The sequence below is a fragment of the Paraburkholderia solitsugae genome (assembly GCF_013177695.1).
Taxonomy (GTDB): domain Bacteria; phylum Pseudomonadota; class Gammaproteobacteria; order Burkholderiales; family Burkholderiaceae; genus Paraburkholderia; species Paraburkholderia solitsugae.
This window is the reverse complement of sequence record NZ_WOEY01000037.1, coordinates 139,145-161,168: the sequence shown is the minus strand read 5'-3', so window position 1 is coordinate 161,168 and position 22,024 is coordinate 139,145. Positions and strand designations below refer to the sequence as shown.

The 22,024-nt window shown below is 62.7% G+C and carries 14 protein-coding genes and 1 pseudogene; 8 read left to right on the top strand and 7 right to left on the bottom strand.

Going from position 1 to position 22,024, the window contains the following annotated elements:
- Nucleotides 1-145: 145 nt before the first annotated feature.
- Genes GNZ12_RS10180 through GNZ12_RS10165 form a run of 4 tightly spaced genes read right to left on the bottom strand, consistent with a single transcriptional unit; the run spans nt 146 to nt 9,299 of the window.
- A complete protein-coding gene (locus tag GNZ12_RS10180) occupies nt 146-1,621 on the bottom strand; it encodes an efflux transporter outer membrane subunit (RefSeq protein ID WP_172310221.1) in 1,476 nt (491 codons plus the stop codon).
- A gap of 2 nt (nt 1,622-1,623) precedes the next feature.
- The gene (locus tag GNZ12_RS10175) at nt 1,624-4,935 is read right to left on the bottom strand and encodes an efflux RND transporter permease subunit (RefSeq protein ID WP_172310220.1); all 3,312 of its coding nucleotides are present in this window, start codon (nt 4,933-4,935) and stop codon (nt 1,624-1,626) included.
- Complete coding sequence (locus GNZ12_RS10170; protein WP_172310219.1) at nt 4,932-8,039, bottom strand: efflux RND transporter permease subunit; 3,108 nt, start codon at nt 8,037-8,039, stop codon at nt 4,932-4,934. The genes GNZ12_RS10175 and GNZ12_RS10170 overlap by 4 nt, the downstream gene beginning before the upstream one ends.
- Nucleotides 8,040-8,057: 18 nt before the next feature.
- Complete coding sequence (locus GNZ12_RS10165) at nt 8,058-9,299, bottom strand: efflux RND transporter periplasmic adaptor subunit (protein ID WP_172310218.1); 1,242 nt, start codon at nt 9,297-9,299, stop codon at nt 8,058-8,060.
- A 363-nt stretch (nt 9,300-9,662) separates the two neighbouring features.
- On the opposite strand from GNZ12_RS10165, the gene GNZ12_RS10160 reads away from it, so the two are divergent.
- Together GNZ12_RS10160 and GNZ12_RS10155 are read left to right on the top strand one after the other, a co-directional pair.
- A complete protein-coding gene (locus GNZ12_RS10160; protein WP_172310217.1) occupies nt 9,663-10,100 on the top strand; it encodes a carboxymuconolactone decarboxylase family protein in 438 nt (145 codons plus the stop codon).
- Between the two features lie 61 nt (nt 10,101-10,161).
- Nucleotides 10,162-10,515, top strand: a pseudogene (locus GNZ12_RS10155) (FMN-dependent NADH-azoreductase); the annotation flags it as partial.
- Between the two features lie 7 nt (nt 10,516-10,522).
- On the opposite strand, the gene GNZ12_RS10150 reads toward GNZ12_RS10155, so the two are convergent.
- Nucleotides 10,523-11,950, bottom strand: coding sequence for an IS4 family transposase (locus GNZ12_RS10150; RefSeq protein ID WP_172310216.1), 1,428 nt, complete (start codon nt 11,948-11,950; stop codon nt 10,523-10,525).
- A gap of 22 nt (nt 11,951-11,972) precedes the next feature.
- Here GNZ12_RS10150 and GNZ12_RS10145 point away from each other — a divergent pair, with 22 nt between their 5' ends.
- Nucleotides 11,973-12,359, top strand: a complete 387-nt coding sequence (locus GNZ12_RS10145; RefSeq protein WP_268959020.1) for an NAD(P)H-dependent oxidoreductase — start codon at nt 11,973-11,975, stop codon at nt 12,357-12,359.
- A gap of 43 nt (nt 12,360-12,402) precedes the next feature.
- On the opposite strand, the gene GNZ12_RS10140 is transcribed toward GNZ12_RS10145, so the two are convergent.
- Nucleotides 12,403-12,774 (bottom strand): hypothetical protein, encoded by a 372-nt coding sequence (locus tag GNZ12_RS10140; RefSeq protein WP_172310215.1) that lies wholly within the window; start codon nt 12,772-12,774, stop codon nt 12,403-12,405.
- A gap of 401 nt (nt 12,775-13,175) precedes the next feature.
- On the opposite strand from GNZ12_RS10140, the gene GNZ12_RS10135 reads away from it, so the two are divergent.
- A complete protein-coding gene (locus GNZ12_RS10135; protein WP_172310214.1) occupies nt 13,176-14,294 on the top strand; it encodes a porin in 1,119 nt (372 codons plus the stop codon).
- Between the two features lie 227 nt (nt 14,295-14,521).
- Nucleotides 14,522-15,877 (top strand): MFS transporter, encoded by a 1,356-nt coding sequence (locus GNZ12_RS10130; RefSeq protein WP_172310213.1) that lies wholly within the window; start codon nt 14,522-14,524, stop codon nt 15,875-15,877.
- Between the two features lie 182 nt (nt 15,878-16,059).
- On the opposite strand, the gene GNZ12_RS10125 is transcribed toward GNZ12_RS10130, so the two are convergent.
- The gene (locus GNZ12_RS10125) at nt 16,060-18,582 is read right to left on the bottom strand and encodes a penicillin-binding protein 1A (RefSeq protein WP_172310212.1); all 2,523 of its coding nucleotides are present in this window, start codon (nt 18,580-18,582) and stop codon (nt 16,060-16,062) included.
- Between the two features lie 967 nt (nt 18,583-19,549).
- Between GNZ12_RS10125 and fabV the strand changes: the two genes are divergently transcribed.
- The 3 genes from fabV (at nt 19,550) to GNZ12_RS10110 (ending at nt 21,963) form a co-directional block, all read left to right on the top strand.
- Nucleotides 19,550-20,746 (top strand): enoyl-ACP reductase FabV, encoded by a 1,197-nt coding sequence (gene fabV / locus GNZ12_RS10120; protein WP_172310211.1) that lies wholly within the window; start codon nt 19,550-19,552, stop codon nt 20,744-20,746.
- Between the two features lie 95 nt (nt 20,747-20,841).
- Nucleotides 20,842-21,426, top strand: coding sequence for a hypothetical protein (locus tag GNZ12_RS10115; protein WP_172310210.1), 585 nt, complete (start codon nt 20,842-20,844; stop codon nt 21,424-21,426).
- 156 nt (nt 21,427-21,582) lie between these two features.
- A complete protein-coding gene (locus tag GNZ12_RS10110) occupies nt 21,583-21,963 on the top strand; it encodes a hypothetical protein (RefSeq protein ID WP_172310209.1) in 381 nt (126 codons plus the stop codon).
- The last annotated feature ends 61 nt before the right edge of the window (nt 21,964-22,024 follow it).

Genomic DNA, 22,024 nt, shown 5'->3' with positions numbered 1-22,024 from the left:
CGCGTCGTGTCAGTCTTGTGTCACGTCATGGTTGACAATAGTTGACGATAGCCAGGCCCAGAACCCATTGCGATCAGCCGAAACAGATTCAGCTGATCGCCCGCGCGTCACGCGAACATGACGGACCTACGCTCAATCAGCCCAATCACGGGTTCGCTGCTGAAGCCCCGGAACGGCGCGGGTCATGAAGCTCGCTATCCGACCATCCGCCGCCAAGGTCGCCGATCAGCGATACGGCATCGAGCAGGCGCTGCTGCTGGACGCTCAGCGCCGTTTGCTGATCGTTCAACTGGGTCGTCTGAGCGGTGGCCACGGTGGTGTAATCCACGGTGCCGGCCTGGTATTCATTGAACGCGATCTCGGTGCCGCGGGTCGCGTCGCGCACGGCGGTGTCCAGCACCTCGGCCTGCTGGGCGAGAATCCGCAACCCGGAGAGGTCGTTCTCCACATTTTCAAACGCGGTCAACACCGTGCCGCGGTAGTTGGCGAGCGATGCCTCATACGCCGCCCTGGCCACCGCCACCTCGCCGCTACGCTCACCGCCATCGAACAGCGTCTCAGTGGCACTCCCGCCCAGCGACCACACATGATTGGCGATGTGCAGCAGGCCGGCCAACGGCGACTGCGTAAAGCCGTCCAGTGCCGACAGCGAAATGGTCGGGTAATAAGCCGCCACCGCAACACCGATCGCCGCGTTCGCCGCGGCCATCTGGCGTTCCGCGGTGGAAATGTCCGGCCGGCGCTGCAGCAGGGTCGAGGGCACGCCGGCCGGAATCGTGGGCAGTGCCGGTAGCGCCGTGCTGTGCGGGATCGACAGGTCTTCCGGATTCTTGCCCACCAGCACCGCAATCGCGTGCGCAAATTGGGCCCGTGCGACGCCGAGCGCGATCAGGCTGGACTGGGCGTTCTCGAGCTGGGTACGCGCGGTGATCAGGTTGGACGGCGGCACCGTGCCCGCCGAGTCCTGATCGGCGACGACGCGCAGATACCCCTGGTAGGCATCGACCGTGTGCTGCAGCAGGTCGATGTTGGCGTCGCTGATTCGCAGCGAAATCACCGCGGTGGCGAGCGCGGTCTGCTCGGAGAGCGTGGCATTGGCGAGCGTCGCTTCGCTCGCCTGGGCAGTCGCGGCGTTCTCTTCGATCGTGCGGCGGACCAGCCCCCACAGATCAGGCGCCCAACTCACATTGCCTTCGAGCGAGCCCGAGTTATTCACCGACTGAAAATTGCCGAATCCGGCATTGGCGCCGCTGCTGCTCAGACTGCTGTTCGACGTGCGCTGCCGGGTCACCGAACCGGTGGCACTGACGGTGGGAAACAACGCGCTGCGCGCGACACGCACCTCGGCAAGGGCCTGCTGGTAGTTGGCATAGCTCTGACGCACGGTCTGGTTGGACACGGACACCATGGGTTCAAGCTGATCCAGCAGCGGATCGTTAAAACCGGTCCACCAGTCGCCCTTCGGCCCCTCGGCGGCCGGTTCGGCTTGCGTCCATCCGGGTGGCGCCTCCAGGTAGGTCGCCGGCACGGGCACCGGCGGCCGGTGATAGTCCGGGCCGACCATGCAGCCACTCACCAGCAAGGCAACGATCGCGGCCAGAGGGGTGCGGGGAGTGTTCATCTTCATGCTCTCGTATCCGTTCGGCGGTTCCACGGCAAGCCGTCGGACCACCTGGCAATCCTGAAACGCACGCGGTCGAGGTAAAGGTAGATCACCGGTGTCGTGTACAACGTGAAGACCTGACTCACGATCAAACCTCCCATCACGGTGACGCCCAGTGGTTGGCGCAGCGACGCACCCTGCCCGATCCCTATCGCTAACGGCACCGCGCCGAGCACGGCCGCGGCGGTGGTCATCATGATCGGCCGTAGACGCACCACGGCGGCTTCATGAATGGCCCGCCTCGCGTCCATCCCTTCATTGCGTTGCAACTGAATGGCGACGTCCACCATCATGATCCCGTTTTTCTTGACAATGCCGATCAGCAAAATGATGCCGATCAGCGCGATCACCGAAAACGGCGTGCCGAAGACCAGCAATGCGAGCGTCGCGCCGATCCCAGCAGACGGCAGGGTGGACAGGATGGTGAGCGGGTGGATCGTGTTCTCGTACAGTACGCCCAGCACGATATAAACGACGACCAGGGCGGCTAGGATCAGCAGCGGCACGGTGCCCATCGACTGCGCGTAGGCTTGCGCCGCGCCGGCGAATGCACCGTGGATCGAGGCCGGCATGTTGATGTCCTGCTCGGCTTTCTTGATGATCTCGCCCGCCTGGCTGAGCGAGCCGCCGCCCGGCAGGTTGAACGAGATGGTCCCGGCCACCAGGCCGCTCTGATGGTTGACCTGCGTCGCGGTGTGGCTGTTGGCGTAAGTCAGCATCGTCCGAAGCGGCACCATCGTCTCGGCCGCAGTGCTGTCCGCGCTGCCGCTGGAATTGCCGCCCTTGCTATTGGAAATGCTGTTGGTGAGCTGATTGGCTTCGGCATTGGCATTCAGCGCGTTCGTGTTGCTGCTGGTACTTTGCGAGGTGTTCACGGCCACAGCCTGCTTGGGCGCGGTGACGGTGCCGCCCGGCATCTGGGTCTGCTGCGTGCCGTTCGCGTTGCCTGCGGCCGTGCTCAGGAAAATCTGGTCGAGGGTTTGCGGATACTGCCAGTATTGCGGCGCCACCTCCATCACCACGAAGTATTGATTGAGCGCGTTGTAGATCGTCGAAACGGTGCGCTGGCCGAATGCGTCGTAGAGCACGTTGTCGATCTGGTTCGGCTGGAAGCCATAGCGCGTCGCGGTGGCACGGCTGATATTGAGGTAGGTTTGCAGGCCGTTTTGCTGCAGATCCGAGTTGACGTCGAGCAGTTGCCCGCGGTACTTGCCGAGTTCGGTCACGAGCTTGGGCACCCACTTGAACAACGCATCGGCATCGTCGCTGGTCAGTGTGTATTGATACTCGGCGGCGGCCTGCCGTCCGCCGATCTGCAGATCCTGCTGGGCCTGCAGGAAGAGCCGCGCGCCCGATACCGCATTCAGTTTCGGCCGTAGGCGGTTGACGACCTGGGTGGCCGATAGATGACGCTGGGCCAATGGCTTGAGTTCGATAAAGACGTTGGCGCTGTTGAGTGCCCGGCCGCCGGTGAAGCCCGCGACGGAGGCCACCGCGGGGTCCTGCTGGACGATCGACTGCAACTGCGCGAGCTTCTTTTCCATCGCCGGAAACGAGATGCTTTGATCGGCGATGATCTGCCCGATCAGGATGCCGGTGTCCTGCTCCGGGAAAAAGGTGGCCGGCAACAATCTGAACAGGAACACGTTGAGCACGAGCAGCGCGACCAACATGAGGCCGATCAGTAACGAGTGGTCGAGCACGGCGTCCAGCGAGCGCGAGTAGCCATTCTTGAAACGCTCGAACTGCGCTTCGAACCAGCTCGCCCAGCGCGCCTGCGAGTGCTTCGCATGCTGATGGCTCAGCACATACGCGCACATGGTCGGCGTAATCGTCAAAGAGATCAGCAGCGAGAACAGAATCGCGATGGACAGCGTCACCGCGAATTCATGAAACAGCAAGCCGACGATGCCCGGCATCAACAGGATCGGCAAGAACACCGCGATCAGCGACAGGCTCATCGAGATGACCGTAAAACCCACCTCGGCGCTGCCGCGCAGCGCGGCCTCCTTGGGATCGAGGCCGGCTTCGAGGTGGCGCACGATATTCTCCAGCACCACCACCGCATCGTCGACCACGAAGCCGGTGCCGATCGTCAACGCCATCAGCGAGAGGTTGTCGATGCTGTAGCCGAGCAGGTACATCGGCCCGAACGTGCCGATGATCGACAGCGGCAAAGCGACCGCGGGGATCAGCGTCGCACGCGGCGAAAGCAGGAACACGAAGACCACCCCGACCACAAGCAGCACGGCGATGAAGAGCGTGCGTTCGGTATCGCCCACCGAGGCCCTGACCGATTCGGAGCGGTCGATCGCCACGTTGACGCGGATGGCGCTCGGCAATGCCGCCTCGATTGAAGGCAGGCGAGCCTGAATCTGCGCGACAGTCTTGACGACATTGCTGCCCGGCATCGGGTAGACGATCACGAGCACGGACGACTTGCTGTTGTACAGCCCTGCGTTGCGGATGTTTTCGTTCGAGTCGATCACCTGGGCGACATCGCGCAGCAGCACCGGTGCACCGTCGCGGTACGCGATGATGACGTCACGGTAGGGCGCGGCCTTGCTGATCTGATCGTTGGATAGGATCTCGTAGCGCTGCTCGCCCTGGTCGATATGCCCCTTCGCACTGTTGGCGTTCGCAGCACCGATCGCCGCGCGCACGTCTTCGAGCCCGATGCCGTAGCTGTTGAGCTTGCCCGGCTGCAACTCGACCCGCACCGAGGGCAACGCGCCGCCCCCGAGCGTGATTTGCCCGACGCCGTCGACCTGCGAGAGTTGCTGCTGGATCACCGAATCGGCGGAATCGTAGAGCTGCGCCTTGGTCAGCGTGTCTGACGTCAATGCGAGCACCATGATCGGCGCCCCCGCCGGGTTGTACTGGCGGTAGGTCGGATTGCTGCGCAGCGTGGTGGGTAGGTCGGCGCGGGCTGCCTGGATGGCCGCTTCGACGTCGCGGGCAGCGCCGTTGATATCGCGGTTCAGCCCGAACACGATGACGATCATCGACGAGCCGACGTAGTTGGTCGAGGTCAGCTGGCTCACGTCGGCGATCGTGGCGAGCCGGCGCTCCAGCGGCTCGGCCACCGTGGAGGCCATGATTTCCGGGCTGGCGCCCGCCATGTTTGCCTGCACCACGATGACCGGATAGGCGATGTTCGGCAGCGGCGCAACCGGCAGCCGGAAATAGGCAAGCGCACCCGACAGCAGGATCGCGACGGCCAGCAAGGTCGTCGCGACGGGCCGGCGGATGAACAGCGCCGAGATGTTCACGGCGCGCTCCTCGCTGCGCGATCAGCCGCCCTCTGGCGCACACGCTGGGCAATCCGGTCGAAGCAGAGGTAGATCACCGGCGTCGTGAACAGCGTCAGCATCTGGCTCAAGGTCAGGCCGCCGATGATCGCGAGGCCGAGCGGCCGGCGCAGCTCCGAACCCGTGCCGGTGCCGAGCAGCATCGGCAAGGCGCCGAGCATGGCCGCGAGCGTTGTCATCAGGATCGGCCGGAAGCGCAACAACGAAGCTTCGAAGATCGCGTCGCGCGGCGACTTGCCGTGGTTGCGCTCGGCGTCGAGCGCGAAGTCCACCATCATGATCGCGTTCTTCTTGACGATGCCGATCAGCAGCACGATGCCGATAATGCCGATCACGTCCAGGTCGCTGCCCGCGATCATCAGCGCGAGCAAGGCGCCGATGCCGGCGGACGGCAAGGTGGACAGGATCGTCACCGGATGGATGTAGCTCTCGTAGAGCACGCCCAGCACGATGTAAACAGCGACCAGCGCCGCGACCAGCAGATACACCTCGCTCTGCAACGAATCTTCAAACGCCTGGGCCGCGCCCTGGAACGAGGACGTAATCGACGGCGGCAGATTCACCGCCGTCTCGGCCTTGCGTATCTGGTCCACCGCCGTGCTCAACGAGGCGTCCTTCGCCAGATTGAACGAAATGGTGACGGCGGGGAACTGGGCCAGATGGCTGATCACGAGCGGCGACTTCGTGACCTTGATCGTGGCGATCCCCTTGAGCGGCACCTGGCCGGTGCTGCTGGTCTGGCTGGGCAGATACAGGTTGCCAAGCGAATCCAGATCGGGCAGCGCCTCAGGCTTGGCCACGAGAATGACCCGGTACTGATCCGACTGCTCGAAAATGGTCGAGACGATGCGCTGGCCGAGCGCATCGTAGAGCGCGTTGTCGATGGTCGCCGCCGTGATGCCGTAGCGCGCGGCCAGTTGCCGGTTGACCTCGACATTGACGCTCAGGCCTTGCGTATTCAGATCGCTGGTCACGTCGGTAATCGCGGCGATCTGCTTCATCCGTGCAATCAGCGCCGGCACGTACTGGTCGAACGCCTGCTGGTTCGGCCCGCGCAGTACGAACTTGTACTGGTTCGGCGAGACGGTGGTGTCGAGCGTGAGATCCTGCTCGGGCTGGAGATACAGCTTGATGCCCGGCACGTCGGCCACCTCCTGTTGCAGGCGCCGGACGATTTGCTGCGCGGTCAGCGAACGGTCGTCTCGAGCCTTCAGATTGATCAGGAAGCGGCCGTTGTTCAGCGTGGGATTGGTCCCGTCAATGCCCACGTAGGAGGTGACCGAGGTGACGTTGGGGTCCTTGAGAATGGCCTCGGCCAGTGCCGCCTGGCGCACCGCCATCGCCGTGTAGGACACCGAGTTGTCCGCCACGCTGATGCCCTGGATCACGCCGACGTCCTGCACCGGAAACAGCCCCTTGGGAATCACGATGTACAGGACCGCCGTGAGCACCACCGTGCCAACCGCCACCAGCAGCGTGAGGGTCTGGTGATCGAGCACCCAGCGCAGCCCGCGTTCATAACCCGAGAGTGTCTTGTTGAACAGGCCCTCGCTGATACGCTCGAAGCGGCTCGGATGCCGTTGCGCCTGGGCGCGCAAAATTCGCGCACAAAGCATGGGCACCACAGTCAGCGAGACCACGGCCGAGATGACGATGGTGACCGCGAGCGTCACCGCGAATTCGCTGAACAGACGCCCGATCACCCCGCCCATGAACAGCAGCGGGATCAGCACCGCGATCAGCGAGATGGTCAGCGAAAGAATCGTGAAGCCGATCTGTCCGGCGCCTTCGAGAGCCGCCTCCAGCGGGCTCATCCCCTCCTCCAGATAGCGCACGACGTTCTCGATCATCACGATCGAGTCGTCGACCACGAAACCGGTGGCGATGATCAGCGCCATCAGCGAGAGGTTGTCGATCGAGTAATTGAGCTCGTACATCACCGCGAGCGTGCCGATCAGCGAAACCGGCACCGAGATGCTGGGGATGATGGTCGCCGGCACGTTGCGCAGGAACACGAAGATCACCAGCACCACCAGCACCACTGCGAGCACCAACTCGAAGGCCGCGTCGGAAACCGACGAGCGGATCACGCCGGTGCTGTCCGAGACGACGGTGACCTGCATGCCCGCCGGCAGCGTGGATTCCAGCGCGGGCAACTGCTTCATGATCTGGTTGACCGTGGCGATCACGTTCGCCCCCGGCTGACGCTGCACGTTGAGCACGATCGCCGGCGTGTGGTTGTACCAGGCGCCCCGCTCGACGTCCTGCGGGGCCTGGGTGGCCCGCGCGACATCGCGCAGGTACACGGGCGCGCCGTTCTGGTAGGCGATCACCGTGTCCAGATAATCCTTGGGATCGACGATCTGGTCGTTGGCGTTGATCGTGTAGTCCAGCTCCGGTCCGTCGAAATTGCCTTTCGGCTGGCTGACGTTGACGTTGGCCAGCAGTGTGCGCAGGTCGTCGAGACTCAGGCCGTAGGCGGCCAGCTTCTGCGGGTCCGCCTCCACCCTGACCGCCGGCACGTTGCCGCCGGCGAGGCCGACGAGGCCCACGCCAGGCACCTCGGAGATTTTCGTGGCAAGCCGGTTGTTGGCCGCATCCTCCAACTGGGTGAGCGACATCGACTTGGATGTCACCGCGAGAGTCAGGATCGGCTGGTCCGCGGGGTTCACCTTCGCATAGGTCGGCGGCGCCGGCAGACCGCTCGGCAGATAGCTGTTGGACGCGTTGATCGCCTGCTGAACGTTCTGCTCGGCGATATCGAGACTCAGCGAGAGATCGAACTGCAAAGTGATGACCGACGCCCCTTCCGAGCTATAGGAAATCATCTGTTGCAGACCCGGGATCTCCCCCAACTGCACTTCCAGCGGCGCAGTCACGGTGGTCGCCATCACGTCCGGGCTCGCCCCCGGATAGAAGGTCTGCACCTGGATCGTCGGATAGTCGACAGCGGGCAACGAGGAGACCGGCAGAAAGCGCACTGAGACCAGCCCCACCAGCACAAGGGCGATCATCAGCAGCGAGGTGGCTACTGGCCGAAGAATGAACAGGCGGGAGAGGTTCATCAGCTCGTCGTCCGCCGCTTACGACGCTTGCGAGGCGCTGGCCGGCGTCTTCTGCCGGTGCTCCTGGGCCGCGCCGGCAGAGGACGCGGACGATGCCGCGCCGGCTGGCGCCGGTTGCTTCGCCGGGGCGACCTTGATCTGCGCGCCGTCACTCAGCCGGTCCATGCCGTCGGTCACGACCGTGTTGCCGGCCGCGAGGCCGGACGCGATGACGGTGTGCTTGCCGTCGCTCGGACCCAGCGTGACCTTGTGCACGGACACCGTGTTGTTGGCATTGACGAGATACACATAATCGCCCGGCGCGCCGCTCTGCACGGCCGGCGTCGGCACCAGCACGGCGTTCTGGAGCGTATCGACCAGTAGCTTGACGTTGACGAATTCGCTCGGGAACAGCGCTTCGTCGTCGTTCGGGAAGGTCGCGCGTAGCGAGACTGTCCCGGTGCTGGTGGCCATCTGGTTATTGACGGCATACAGCATGCCGGTCGCCACCAGCGTGCTGTTGTCGCTGCGGTACGCCGTGACCGGCAGCTTCGCACCGGAATTGACGCGCCGCAGCACGTCGGCGAGCGAGTTCTGCGGCACGGTGAATTCCACCGTGGTCGGCTTCATGGTGGTAATGACCGCGATGCCCGGCTGACTCGACGCGGTGACGTAGTTGCCGGGGTCGACGAGACGCAGGCCGACCCGACCGGAAACGGGGGCGGTGATACGGCAATACGCCAGGTCGAGTTCAAACTGCGCGATATTGGCCTTGTCGACCTTGACCGCGGCCTCGTCCTGCTGGACGAGGAACTGCTGATCGACGTAGGTCTGCTCGGCGATCGACTTTCGCTCGTTCAACTGAGCGAAACGGGCGAGGTCGGAGCGGGCCTGGGCAAGCGCCGCCTGGTCCTTGGCCAGTTGGGCCTCGGCCTGCTGTTTGCTGATCTCGTACTGGCGCGGATCGATCTGGGCGAGAAACTGCCCTTTCTCCACGTCCTGGCCTTCCCGATAACCAACCGCTGTCAGATAGCCGCTCAATTGAGGCAACACGGTCACCGTCGCCACGGGCGTGACCGTGCCCAGTTCGCTCAGGATGACCGGCATCTCGCCGAGTGTCGCGGCGGCGGCCGTCACGACCTGGGGCTCCACGCCGGCCTTGGGTGGCTTGGGGCGAAGCAGGTGCACCAGCATCAGGGCGACCAGCGCCAGCACTATCACCGCGAACACGATTCGCCCGCGTCGGGAACGCTTCGGCTGCGTGGACGTCACTTCGCTCATGCCAACCTCCGAAAACTGCGGCTGCCCCACAAAACCAGGGCGCGTCGATTCACCGGACCGGAACGATGATGCAGGTGAAGTCTACCCAACTATGGCGTTGTTTTCGGAACATTGTTCTGTAGGGATATTCCAATTTGTCACGACAAGCGCTGACGTAACACTGCGTTACACCTTGGGGCGCTTTGTAAGCCCGCCAGGGATGGCTCAGGTTGCTCCGGACGCACGACGGGCACCCCCTGGTTCACGCCACAAAAGTGGTTACCTTAATTTAGATAAAATCGGCTATTTAATAAGGCCAGTCGAGCGCCTAATCTTCACTCACCGAACCACATTGAGTGGATCCAGCCAGCTAAGGAGTGAATCATGGAACAACGTCTCGACTTCTACAAAGCCAACCCCGCCGCCATCAAGGCGATGCTCGGCGTCGAAGAACGCATCGGCAAATCGGCCCTCGAAAAATCGCTGATCGAACTGGTCCGTCTGCGCGCGTCGCAGATCAACGGCTGCGCTTTCTGCGTCGACATGCATACTACCGACGCCCGCAAAGGCGGCGAGTCCGAGCGGCGTCTGGCCACCGTCGTGGTGTGGCGTGAAACGCCCTTCTTCACCGACCGTGAACGCGCCGCGCTCGAATGGACCGAAGCGCTCACGCTGGTGTCGCAAGAACACGTACCGGACGCCGTGTGGCAAGCCGTACGCCCGCACTTCAGCGACGAGGAACTGGTCGACCTGACGTTGCTGATCTCCGCGATCAACGCATGGAACCGCTTCGCGATCGCGTTTCGCAAGTTGCCGGCTTGAGCGCACTGCAGCCATGCCTGCGCGAACCCTATCTGCCTAAACCTTAAGAAGGAAAGAACTCATGAAAATCATGCACGTCGACGCGAGTGCCAAACGCGAACGATCCAATTCGCGCGCGTTAAGCCGGTATTTTCTGGAGCGCCTGCGTGAAGACGGTGTGGATATCGAGGTCGATTACCTCGACGTCACGGTCGATACGCCGCCGCATGTGAACGAAGCATTCGCCATCGCGACCTACACGCCGGCGCACGAGCGCACACCCGCCATGAAAGCGACATTGGCGTCATCGGATGCGCTGTGCAAGCGCCTGCTCGACGCCGACGCATTCGTCTTTGCCATGCCCATGTACAACTGGTCGATGCCTTCCGCGTTCAAGGCCTTCATTGACAGCATCACGCGTACCGGGCTGACCTATCTTGTGATTACCCACTATTTTCACGCCCCAACCAGTACCCGATCTGGATGTCGACAAGCCGATGCATGCCGCGCCAGATGACCTTATTGCCGGGCGGAGGATCATTGGCGCGCGCGAGATAGCCGCCCAGCTGGGCGAGCTTGATGAGGCAGCGTGACAGGGCAGGCGCCTGTGCGGCGCGTGCTGTGTCTTTGACAAGCTGGTCAAGGAGCGTCACCTCGGTTGCGGTGAGCGCCACCTCCAGTGGCGCCTCTGGTGCAGACCGATTGATCTCGGTCAGCCAGAATACTCGCCAGGCGAGGATGCAGAAGATGGCGATCAGGTTGGTCAACCGGCTGGCTGTACGTAACTGCGACTCTTCAGCCTTGCAGCCCGACTTCAGGATCTTGTGAAACGTTTCTATCTTCCAGCGCATCGCGTACCAATCGATCTTTTCGATTGCCTGCACGCGTGAGTTCACCGGCAGATCCGTAAGCAGCTTCCATTCGACACGCTTGCGACCCGTGGGCTCGCCGCGCTCTGTCGCATGAATGACCGTCAGTCTGAGCGCTGGATAGTGCCGCTGCTTTGCGACGGGCGGCCAAACCGTGAGGCGCCGGTATCTGATCTCAAGAAGCGCCCGGTGAGGTCGCCCTTTGGCGTCGCGAAACTCGATGCGGTGCAATCCCTTGACCCGCACCTCTGACATTTCCTCTGCAACGGTATGCCCGCCGTCACCGGCCAACCTGTTCGAGCAGGTACGAACCAGAAAATGCGTTCCGTGCTCGCTGGCAGCATCAAACAGTTCAAAGATGTCGCTTTCCCGGTCACCGATATGCACACAGCGATCCGGATCGCCGAGTCGGGTCGTTGATTGCCGCAGATTCTCAATCCAGCGAAAGCTTTCCTTTTGCTCAATCGGTATGCGAGTGAAGTTGACCTTGCTACGTCGGGTCGCAGTGTCCTTGAACTTCTTGCGGCTCCAGAATTTGATGGCGGCCACTCCGAGCGGCAGGCCTTGCGCTGTTACCGCGAGACTTGAATGCATCAGGATGCCGCATTGCGGGCTCGGCGTCGCCCGGCCTCGCCGCTGGGCGGAAGTTATCGCGCTGCCAGCGTAACCGATGAGTTCGGGACGTTCCCTTTCGTACGAAAACGTAGTGGTGTCCTGAAGGACAAGAACCGGTCCATCGGTCGAGGAAAAACGCTGTGCGGTTGCCTGGAAATGCCCGCTCAGAATGTCTTGTTCACTGACACGATCATTGTCCATGAAGCGATAGGCTGCCTTCGTACTGGCCCAGTCCTGACAGGCAAGCGGAATGGTCTGCCCCATGCCCTTCCACAGTTGCTCCAGCAGCGTTCCAAACCGCTTGCGTAGCCGCGCGTCCCGGAATTCGCTTCCTTCAAGTTCCCCCTCAAACCACGCCTGATCTTCTACCTGTCGTTTCCCGGCCATTCTTCTCGCACGCATCGTCGTGATGCAAGCCAGGTTACCAGGATTCGCGAAAGAAGTGGGTAATCACAAGCTGACCTATGTGTTTACGGACGACGGGCAGACAGCAGGTCAGCTTGCGCGGCAGAAGGTGCTTTTCATCACGACTCGCGGTGCTGACTTGCGTGCCGGCTCGCCCTACTCGTCGATGGATGCGTTGACGCCGGCGCTGAAGGCTGCTTTCGGATTTCTTGGCGTTGCGGACCCGTCGTTCGTCGACGCGCAGCCGTTGCAGTTTTCAGACGAGGCGGCGCGGATCGAAGCGCTCGAACGCGCGCGCACCGAACTCACCGCAGTGGCGGCGAACTGGGCCGCGTCGGTGAAGTCGGCTTCAGCTTTGGACATTCACGCTCGACAAGCAGTGAGCGTGTAACGTGAGATGCAGGCGGTGCGGTGTGGCACCGCCTCTCCCACCCCTAGAACTTCGGATGACATTCGAAGTTCACTGACGATGCATGCGCGGTCATCATCTGCACGCCGCTGACCGTTTCAGTCGTGACACTGCTCTGCATGCCGAGGCGCTCGCAGTAGTCGCGCGCCTCGCTGACTGCCTGATCGTGCGCGCGGGCCCAGGCCATCCGCCCGCCGGTCGCACTCGCCGCTACCGTGTAGGTGCCGGGTTTGTCGGTGGCGACCACGTCGGTCGCCGATGCGCATCCCACCAGGCTGGCGCACGCGAGCACCGCAGCAATAAGCACGCGTGCCCGGTTGAACGACGGGCTTCGGCGCTGCAGTGCTACGGATTCACCCTCCTGATCCGGCAGGTGATCTGAGACATTGTTGAACATGATGCGTCTACATTTTTTAACCGTTTTACCAATCTCGAAATTATGCGCAATCAGGCGCGCCAGATCAGCTTCGTCAGCTGAAAACACTGTTGCAGACGCTTAAACAATCGCCAGCCGTCCATGCCTGGAACGGACTCCGCGAGTCCACCGCACAACAGACGAACATCGCGCCTCCACGGGCCTCAGCCCTGATTCCACGGCCCTCCTGTGTTATGCGCTTTCTGCACTCTTCTCATACAAACAATGCACTGGCTTTATTCCGCTAGTTGACTGAAATTAGCACGGTCATTCCATTTTGCGGCGCACGGGAGTTCGGGTCGGAGAACCCTACCCGGGCTTGCCCCGCAGCAAGACTGTGCAATCAGGTCCGCGAGAGGCGGATATAAAAAGAGGAGACATGCATGCGTTTTATCAATCATGGCGTTTGCGGAGCCACGCTGATTCTTGCCGCCGGTGGCGCTGCGGCCGCCGACTCGAGTGTGACCCTGTACGGCGTCGTCGATGCGAACATCCAGTATCTGGACAACGGCGGCGTCCATTCGTACTCGGAAAAGAGCGGCGGCTCGACGGGTTCGCTGTTCGGCCTGAAGGGCACCGAAGACCTCGGCGGTGGCCTGAAGGCGCAGTTCCAGGTCGAATCGGGTTTTAACGTGAACAACGGCGGGTTGTTCGCCGATACCACGGCGCTCTTCTATCGTCAGGCATGGGTCGGCCTGAGCGACGACAAACACGGTTCGCTGACCATGGGGCGTCAGTACGAGCCGAGCTTCCGGGTCATCTATCCGTCCGATCCGTTTCGCGCGAACGAAGTGTTGTCGCCGTTTTCGGCCAACGTCCTTGCCGTCGACCGGAACACGCTGTCGACGCAGTACGATTCCGGCCGCGCCAGCAATTCGATCATGTATCAATCGCCGGATCTGAGAGGCCTGAAGCTTTACGGCATGTATGCGTTCTCCGCGACGGTGACCCAGCCTGTGCCGGCCACCACGGGCAACATGCTGAACGTCGCGGCCACCTACTCGGGCTACGGCTTCTACGCCGGCCTCGCGTACGTGAACCAGCATCCGGGACAGGAAACCATCGCCGGCCTGCCTGGTCCGCTAGCCCTGCTGGGCACCGAGCACTTCATCGGCGCGCTCGCTTACCGGATCGGTATCGTGAACTTTCAGTTCAACTACTCCTACAACCGCTCGCAGGACCCGGCGCCAGGGTCGCTGGCCGCGCACCTGGGCACGGGCCATTCGCTAAGCATTGCGGAGTTGGGCGCGACGATCCAGGCAACCCCGGCCGATACGATCACGATTGCTGGCGTTCAGCGCAGCGTGCGCGGCGCGCATGACAATACGCCGAGCATCGAACTGGGCGTCGATCATTCGATCTCCCAACGTACGAGTCTGTACATGCGGGCGGGCTATATGAAGAACAACGGTACCGCCACGGTGAGCTGGCCGGGCGTGACCGTAACCGCACCCGGAACCAAGCAGATTCTTGCGACGGTGGGTATGACGCATCGGTTCTAAGGCGAATCGTTGCAGGGTTACGGCGCAGGAACTTCGGGGGAGCGTCGGGCGCGCCCCGCCTCCTCGTGCCAGCAACCTGCCCGATGCGCCTCCAGCCGATTGAGGCGCATCGCGGCGCTCTTTGCGGCGTGCGCAGCCACGCCTAAACACTTTCGCAAACGCTCTCCACCGACTAGTCTGTAACGACACCAATCAACCACCCGGACGCCGGGCCGGAGGAGACGTCGATGGATATCGAAGCACGCACCATAACGCGCGTGACGGTTCGTCTCGTGCCGTTTCTGATCGTCTGTTATTTCATCGCCTATCTCGACCGGGTCAACGTCGGCTTTGCTGCACTGCAGATGAACAAGGCGCTCGGCCTGTCCGCCAGTGCATTCGGCTTCGGCGCAGGCATCTTCTTCATTGCGTATTTTTTCTTCGAAGTCCCATCCAATCTTCTGCTCGAGAAATTCGGCGCGCGACGATGGATCGCCCGGATCATGTTCACATGGGGGATCCTCGCAGGCGCGATGGCGTACATCCCGGACCTCGCCCGCCTCACCGGTCTCTCGCCCGCGCACGTGTTTTACGGCTTGCGCATTCTCCTGGGCGTGGCCGAAGCGGGCTTCTTCCCCGGCATCATTTTTCTGCTGACGCTGTGGTTCCCCGCCGCCTATCGCGCCCGCGTGGTCGGCTATTTCATGGCGGCCATTCCGCTGTCAACCGTGATCGGCGGCCCGATTTCAGGTGCGCTCCTGTCGATGGACGGACACGGCGGGCTAGCCGGCTGGCAATGGGTTTATCTGATTGAAGCGCTGCCCGCGCTGCTGCTCTCGTTCGCCGTGCTGTTCTATCTGACCGACAAGCCCGCCGACGCCACCTGGCTTGCCGACGATGAACGCAACTGGCTGGTCGCCCGCCAGGCTCAGGAGCGCGAGCATCGCGAGGCCGTGCACATCTTCAGCGTGAAGGAAGCGCTGTTCAATCCGCGGGTGCTCGCTGTCGCGCTCATCTACTTCGGTGCGAACGCAACTAACTATGGCCTGAGTTTCTTTCTGCCGCAGATCGTCAAGTCCTTCGGTCTCACCAATCTGCAGACCGGTTTCGTGACCTCGTTGCCTTACATCGTCGGCGTGATCAGCATGATTTTTTGGGGCCGCCATTCGGATCGCAAGCTCGAACGCAAATGGCACGTGGCGATCGCGTTGCTGGTCGCGGCCGGCGGCATCGCGGCCGCGGCCGGGCTCGACAATCCGGTGCAGAAGATGATCGCGCTGTCGATTGCCGGGTTCGGCATCTTCGGCTGCCTGCCCGTCATCTGGACCTTGCCGGCCGCGTTCCTGTCGGGCGCGGCGGCGGCGGGCGGCATCGCCGCGGTCAATTCCCTCGGGAATCTGGCGGGATTTTTCGGGCCTTACGCGATGGGCTGGATCAAGGACAGCACCGGCGGCTTCGGCGCCGGCCTGCTCTGTTTGTCGGGTGCGGGACTCGTCGGGGTGGCGGCCGTGCTTCTGCTGCATCACGACGCGTCGCTCGAGGCGTCGTGCGGTCTTCCGGACCCGGAGGCAGCAGGCAGGGCTAAGGTGGCGAGGCCATCCTAGCGGCGTTTGCGGAACGCCGACTATCCTGACTCAGAAAAGCTGTTATGAAGCGGAGCCGCGCCGGAGCTTGCGAAACCGTTTCCGCCGTGCTGAACAAAATCGCCGCCCCGAAAGAACGATGGCGAGGCAAGCAAATAAAAACGCCGCGCGGACTTAGCCACGCGGCGCGGCATGGTCGAACCTCAGGGCGATGCGCTCGCGCTGGCCGGCACGCTTGGGAGTGAGTTTGCCGTGCCGCCGCCTGCGTCCGGCGGTAGCACGTCGTCCGGCGTAGGCGTCGGCGCCAGGGCTGGCTCGCCGCTGCCATGCGCCTCACCGTCGACTGCCCTGTTTGCAGGCACAGACGCTGACGCCGGTGCTTGAAGGAGCGGCGGTTGCGACGGTAGCGGCCGCGGTTCGACATCCGCGGCCGATGCAGACGCAGCGGATGCCGGTGCGGCAGCAGCCGTAGCTGTGACAACAGCAGGCGCATGGCGCGTCATATTGCGCGTGACAACCGGCGCTTCAGTCTTCGCAGGCGACGCTTCGAACAGATGCTCGAACCACTCGCGCAGCCGGCCCGAGCGTTCCGCAAACCAGCCAGGCTCCTGATCGGTCGCGAACCTGACGCGGCTGTCGACCAGCTTCGCCCTTTGCGCGCGCTGGAAAAAGTCGCCGACGATCGGCAACGCGCTGTGCGCCCCCTGGCCCCAATAGTCGCTGCGCAAGGTCACGCGGCTGTCGTTGAAGCCGACCCACGACCCTGCCACGAGCTGCGGGGAGATCAGGATGAACCAGCCGTCAGCGTTACCCTGCGTCGTGCCCGTCTTGCCCGCGACATCGCCTCGAACCCCGAAGCGGGTGCGAATGCTCGAACCCGTGCCCCGGCTCACCACGTCGCGCATCACGTCGATGAGCGTGCGGGCGGCGTCGACCGGCAGCTCCTGTTTGGGCGGCACCGGTGCGAATTCGGCCAGCACTTCGCCGTTGCGGTCTTCGATACGCGTGACCATCACCGGCTCCACGTAACCGCCGAGGTTGGCGATCGTGCCGTAGGCCGAGACCATTTCCTTCAGTGTCACCGGGCTCGTGCCGAGCGCGAGCGACGGCACCGGGTCGAGTTCGCTGTCGCGCACGCCCATGGCGCGCGCAAGTCGCGCGACCTTGCTCGGACCGACTGTTTCCATCAACTGGGCGGTGATCCGGTTGCGGGAATAAGCAAGGCCGTCGCGCAGGCTGATGGCGCGCTCGCTCGGCTCATCCTCGTCGCCCGGACGCCAGACTTCGCCGCCGGCCAGCGGGATCTCGACGGGCTTGTCGATAAACGTATCGGAGGGTTTGGCGCCGTCTTCGAAGGCTGCGGCGTAGACGAACGGCTTGAAAGTCGAACCCGGTTGACGCCGCGCCTGCTGAACGTGGTCAAACGGGTCCTGGCTGAAGTCGCGGCTGCCGACCCATGCCTTGATCTGGCCGTTGCGCGGGTCCATCGCGAGAAAGTCCGCCTGCACCCGGGTCTTGGACTCGCACACCGACTGCACCAGGTTGCGGTCAGACGAGACGCGCTTCATGGCGTCGTCGTCCGTGAGGCCCGCGTCTTTTGCGGCGCGATAGTCAGGGGTTTCGCGCAGGAAAGTCTGCAGCAGGTCGCGGCCGTTCGCACACCCCGCGCGCGCGCCCCACGCCGAGTTGGCGATGCCTTGCAACTGGTTGCCCTGCAAGGTCACGGCCTGAGTGGCCATGATCTGCAAGCGGGAATCGATGGTGGTACGCACCACCAGTCCGTCGGAATACATGTTGTAGTCGTTGCGATCGGCCCATGCCGCGAGCCACTTGCGCAGTTGCTGCGCGAAGTGCGGCGCGGGTCCGGGCGGCTCGGTCTGCCGCTCGAAATCGATGCGTAAGGGACGGCGCGAGAGCGTCGCGTAGGCCGCGGGCGTGAGCTTGCCGTACTTGACCATTTGCGCCAGCACCGTGTTGCGCCGCTCCAGGGCGCGGTCCGGGTTGAGCACCGGGTTGTAGTAGCTATTGCCTTTGAGCATGCCGGTGAGGGTCGCGCTTTCCAGCACGTTCAGGTCGCCGGCCGATTTGTCGAAATAGGTTCGCGCCGCCATCTCGATGCCGTAGGCGTTGTAGAGGAACGGCACCGTGTTGAGGTAGGTCTCGAGGATTTCGTCCTTGGTGTAGAGCGCCTCGATCTTGAGGGCCGTGATCGCCTCCTTGATCTTGCGGGTCAGCGTGGGGGCGCGGCCGATCTCGTCCGGATAGAGATTGCGGGCAAGTTGCTGGGTGATCGTGGAGCCGCCCTGGCGGTCGCCGGAAAACGTGTGCAGCGCGGCCGATGCCGTGCGGCGCCAATCCAGCCCGAAATGCTGGTAGAAGCGATGGTCTTCCGTGGCGATCAGCGCATTCACCACATTCGGCGAGATGTCCTTGAGTGGCACCCACTCGCGGTTTGAGGGCTTGAATTCGGCCAGCAGTTTGCCGTCGGCCGAGAGAATCTGCGCCGGCTGCTCGATTTTCGCCTTACGGATGTCGCCGATGCTCGGTGTGAACGGAATCAGGGCCAGCACATACAGGACGAAGAGCGCGGGGATGGCGGCGCAGGCCCATGCCACGCCGCGGCGTGTGGGGTGGCGCAAGTGCCAGAGGGCCTGGGCGATGAGCGGGTTCGCCAGGGTTAGCCCTTTTTCAAGGGTCTGTAGGAATTTGGGGATCAGGCGCTTCACTCGGGGGTACCGTTCTGCTTGACGAAGGCAGCATCGTAGCAAGAGTTGATCTGTGTGCCTGCGCGGCGCTTTTTGGCTGTGCCCTTACGGCATTGGCCTTTCCTTGAATTGATATTGGTTTATTGGCGTTGCCCCTGTGCGGGGCGGCACTTACTTTCTTTGCCGCCGCAAAGAAAGATAAGCAAAGAAAGCGGCTCACACCGCTAATTCTTAAGCGGGTCCCCCGCACAGTCACGGTAGTGGTGCATCTGGAATCCGTGCCCTCGCACATTCAGCCCTGGTGACAAGGCCGTCATACTTCCGGCGGCGCTGCGCGCGCCGACGCGGTAGTTCGGCGAACCACACACCCTGCATTTTCGCGCCAGCGCTTGCGCGAGGCGGTGCGTCGCCATTGGGCCGCTAACATCGCAAGGCGACGACGTATTACTGGAATTGCGTTCTTGCAATGTGCGTGCTTGGCAACTCTCGCGAAGAGTCTCAAGTTTGCAGCGGCGCCTCCGAAATCCCGGCGAATTCCTGCGTTTTGCCGAGCCGAATCCGATGGGCCCACCACGCAGAATGAAGCACTGGTGTGCCGGCAAACCCTTCCGGCGAGCACGGAGTGCGAGGCGGGAAGTATGAGTGCCTTGTCACTCACGCCGAATGTGCGAGAACACAGATTCCAGATGCACCACTACCGTGACTGTGCGGGGGACCCGCTTAAGAATTTGCGGGGTGAGCCGCTTTCTCTTGCCTACTTCTCTTTGCGGCCGGCAAAGAGAAGTAGGTGCCGCCCCGCACAGGGGCAACGCTAATAATCCAATATCAAATCAAGGAAAGGCCAACGCCGTAGGCACACAGACGAAACAAGCGCCGAACAGGCAAAAAAACCATGAAAGTCCCACCGCCCCAGGCAAACAGCCACAGAACCGCCGATCAGGCAAAAACCAACCACTATAATGTCGGCAATTCCGACAAGAGGTGCTTCATGATCATCAAACCGCGCGTGCGTGGCTTCATCTGTGTATCGACCCATCCGACCGGCTGCGAAGCCAACGTCAAGGAACAGATCGAATACGTCAAGGCACGCGGCCCCATTGCCAATGGCCCGAAGAAAGTGCTCGTGATCGGCGCCTCCACCGGCTACGGCCTCGCCGCCCGCATCAGCGCCGCGTTCGGCGCCGACGCCGCCACCCTCGGCGTGTTCTTCGAGCGCGCCGGCAGCGAAACCAAAGCCGGCACCGCAGGCTGGTACAACACCGCCGCCTTCGAGAAATTCGCCAGGGAAAAAGGCCTGTACGCGACCAGTATCAACGGCGATGCCTTCTCCGATGAAGTCAAGCAACGCACCATCGAGGTCATCAAGCGCGATCTCGGCCAGGTCGACCTGGTGGTCTACAGTCTCGCCGCGCCCAAGCGCACGCATCCGAAAACCGGCGAAGTGTTCAGCTCGACCCTCAAGCCGGTCGGCAAGGCCGTCAATCTACGTGGCATCGACACCGACAAGGAAGTCATCAAGGAAACCGTCCTTGAACCCGCCACGCAAGCCGAAATCGACAACACCGTCGCGGTGATGGGCGGCGAAGACTGGCAGATGTGGATCGACGCCCTCCTCGACGCCGGCGTGCTCGCCGACGGCGCGAAGACGACCGCCTTCACCTATCTCGGCGAAAAAATCACGCACGATATCTACTGGAACGGCTCGATCGGCGCGGCCAAGAAAGATCTCGACCAGAAGGTGCTCGGTATTCGCGAGAAACTCGCGGCCAAGGGCGGCGATGCACGCGTCTCAGTGCTCAAGGCCGTCGTGACGCAGGCCAGTTCCGCAATCCCAATGATGCCGCTGTATCTGTCGCTGCTCTTCAAGGTCATGAAGGAAAAAGGCACGCACGAAGGCTGTATCGAGCAGGTCTACGGGCTCTACAAAGACAGCATGTACGGCGCGACGCCGCACATCGATGAAGATGGCCGTCTGCGCGCCGACTACAAGGAACTCGATCCCGAGGTGCAAGCCCGCGTCCAGGCACTGTGGACTCAGGTGACCAACGACAATATCTACGAACTCACCGACTTCAGCGGCTACAAGACCGACTTCCTGCGTCTCTTCGGATTCGAGATCGCCGGCGTGGACTATGACGCCGACGTCAATCCGGACGTGCAGATCCCCGGGCTCGTGCAGGTCTGACGTTTGTTTGCGGGGTTCATACGACCCCGCAAACCGTGCGTTTTCAGTGTGATCGGCCGCTCATCCTGGGCTAACAACACGAGGACCGGCGCGCGATGACGTTCGAGGCAGGCGAAGCAGCGATGTGGCGGCTCGTACAGCGCTACACGGGGCGAGTGGGATACCGGCGCGGCATCAAGTCCGAAGGACTTTTAGCAAACCCGCCGGTCATCGATTGCTCGGGATGGACGGCCCTGCTTCTCACGCAGGCGCTGCAAGCGGAAAACGAGGCGGCCTTTCGCGGGGCGCCCCCGCGCAGGGTGTTTGCCGCTCATGACATCGAAGCGCTGCACGTGTGGTCCGATCGGATCATTCACGAGATCGAGCGCCGCACAGGATTCATTCTCCAGGGGGCCGAAATCACGGCCGACACCCTTCCGCGTTGCGCAGCCATCGGCTTGAAAATGGGCGATCCCGCATGGGCGATCAATCTCCCCCGGCCCCGCGGCATTACCCATATCGTTCAGATCGTCCGCCGCCCGGAGGATGACGCGCCGTTCGTTTCCGAAGCGTTCGGCGGCTCGGTTGCGCCAGGTATAAGGCTCACGCCGTTGGCGGAGTGGCTTGCTCGCTCGCATCCGCATACTCTCGCGAACGAAGTGTGGGCAGTGGATGCGTTCAAGATGGCGTCAGAGCCCTGATCATCAAGCGTAAAACGGGCCACACGTGTGGGCTGAAACGCCGCCGGTCTGTGCGCTGGACCACACGCCGATCCATGCACCCGGTGTAGCGTCGCCCGACGGACGGTTGCCACATCGTCCGAAAACCAGTTGTTGCCAACAACGCGGAGACACTCGATGAAATCCCTGCTCATTCTTGCGGTCATGATGCTGCCTGCTCTCGCCGCGATGGCGCAGACCACCGGTTCGACGGCATTTCCCGACGATGCCGCAGCGGCATCGGCCTCCGACATTCAGCAGCGGCTATCCGGCAAAACCTTCAACATCAAACTGGCTGATGGGAGCCTCTGGCACGTCCAATACAGCACAGATGGCGCATACGACTTCAGCACCAACAAAGGCTTCACGGACAAGGGCGAATGGAAAGCGGAAGACGGCAAGGTCTGCAGCAAAGGCCACAAGATCGGCAGTTCCTGCAATGAAGTTCGCACCAAGGGCGACGCGATTTTTCTGAAGCGCGATAACGGCGAAGTGGTCGAGTTCGTCGAGCAGCATTGACCGCATTGAATCGCCGGGCTGCCGGCGCCGGTCACGAGACAGCGTCGGCGGCGAGGCGTCG